General features: G+C 61.0%; 1 protein-coding gene. It reads left to right on the forward strand.

From position 1 onward, the window contains the following. Positions 1 to 575 precede the first annotated feature (575 nt). Positions 576 to 1,715, forward strand: coding sequence for a DUF4347 domain-containing protein (locus tag NZK35_RS31135; protein WP_259636439.1), 1,140 nt, complete (start codon positions 576 to 578; stop codon positions 1,713 to 1,715). Positions 1,716 to 1,902: the final 187 nt, after the last annotated feature.

Raw genomic sequence — 1,902 nt, forward strand, 5'->3', positions numbered from 1 at the left:
CTGCGGCGGCTGAGGAGCAAACCGCCAAGGAATCACCTGGTCTGCGATGCGCCGAAGGTGCTTCGTGCCCTCCGCCGGCCCCCGTGTCGGCGGAGGGTCGTTTAAACCGAGCGTTTGTCCTCGCTCTCCCCATTCGGACATCGCAGCAATGCCTCGAAAAACCTGGGTCCTGAGCGATGAGCCACTAAAATCCACGAAGAACCCCCAGAGGGAGAGAATCTCAATCGGTTGCCAAATCCTGCGGTAAAAGAATCGACGTCCCGAGGGAGGGTGACTTCGACTTGTGCAGACGCCAATGCCCTTTCGCTGCCATCCCGCGGCGGTTCTCCAATCGCTACGCCCGCTACAAACGCTAGCGTTCGCCTGATCTGCAGTGATTCGCAACGACCGAGGGAAAACCCTCGTGTTTCACTTTGGAGAGGGTTTGCCCTCAGCCGTTATCAGTGATGACGAAGGTCACGTGTCGTGCGTCTGGTGCGCGTCTGTGGTGCAACGTGACTTGCGACTCACCCTCCCCCAATCTTCAACTTCCGTGGACGCCCGGCGTGTCTTCGGTAGCGGAGCCGGCTATCACTATGAATCCCACCCAACGCACGTCTGTTCCCCATCGCCGTCGCAATTCGGAACCGCTCGAAGAACGAGTTTTGATTGACGCCGATGTGTCGGACTTCATCGCCATGGATGGAGCCCATGATCCCCACGATGCAAACGCGTCGCCATCGGGCCATGGGCCGAAACGGAAACCTCGCACGGTGTCATGGTATGGCCGCATGGACGGCGGCTCGAGTGAAGTGCCGGGGCTGCATCCACGTCAGTACGCGTTCGTCGACGTCACGGTCCAGCAGCACGAGACGCGGGTCCAGGACTTGGTCCGTAACGGTCAACCATTGGAGATCATCTACCTGGACCCGAAACGAAATGGGATCAAGCAGATGGCTGAATCGCTCACCGGCGCGGCCAACTTGGATGTCGTGTATCTCATTTCCGATGGCTGGGACGGGCTGCTGCAACTCGGGGATCAAGCCATTGATCGCGCCGATCTGGCACTCGACCATGCCTCGTCGCTGCGTGCCATCGGCGCCTCGCTGGCGGCCGACGGTGACTTCCTGCTTTACGGATGTGGCCTGGTCGGCTCCACCGCTGGGCTGAACCTGATCGATGCGCTGTCTCGCCTGACCGGGGTGGAAGTCGCGGCGCTGGATGCATCGATCGGAAACGCTCCGCGCGACGAAAACTGGGAATTGGAGCTGCTCCGTAGCGAGTCGGTCGGTCAACATTGCATCTGTGTCTCGGCGTCCGGAACCGAGGGGCTCGACAATTTCACGCACGCGGCGCTCATGCCTCCCCCCGAGTCGACCGATCAGGAGCCGATCGGGTCACCGGGGCAAGCCGGATTCGATCGCGGCACGTTTGATCTCAACGTCTTCCTCGAAACCAGCTCGTGCTCACCGTGGTGTGCAGGGTTTTCTCCACATTTCGACGTGTTTCACCCACGTGGCATCCGAGTCGATGGGTTTGCGATTTACGGCGGCAACCTGTCTCCCGCTGTCGAAAAGGTATTGACCGCCGCGAGCGAAATCGCGTCTGTCAGCGGCGACAATCGGAGCGACACGCAACTGGTCGGCGCCTCGGCGCCAGAGCAGCGGTCGACTTGGCACGGTAGCCCGATAGACTCCGGTGCCTTCGGCGTGGGCTGGGCTTTGGTGACCGGCTAACCGTGATCGACAAACGCAACTCGAACATTTCACGCTGACACAGCGCGAGTGCGCTGGCAAAGTCCGAGATTGGACGGAGCAAGCGGTCTGTTGATTTAGTGAGCCGTGATGCGTAAGCGGCCGGGCATGCCGGCGCCCGCCCGAGGCCTTACGGCCAGCGGCTCACCATTGACTCAGCAGATCCCGA

Origin of the sequence: Stieleria sedimenti (genome assembly GCF_025060895.1) — a bacterium.
GTDB classification, from domain to species: Bacteria; Planctomycetota; Planctomycetia; order Pirellulales; family Pirellulaceae; genus Stieleria; species Stieleria sedimenti.

Bases quoted from the DNA above. Each gene is read 5' to 3' on its own strand.
- NZK35_RS31135 (WP_259636439.1), top strand. From the start codon at position 576: ATGAATCCCACCCAACGCACGTCTGTTCCCCATCGCCGTCGCAATTCG.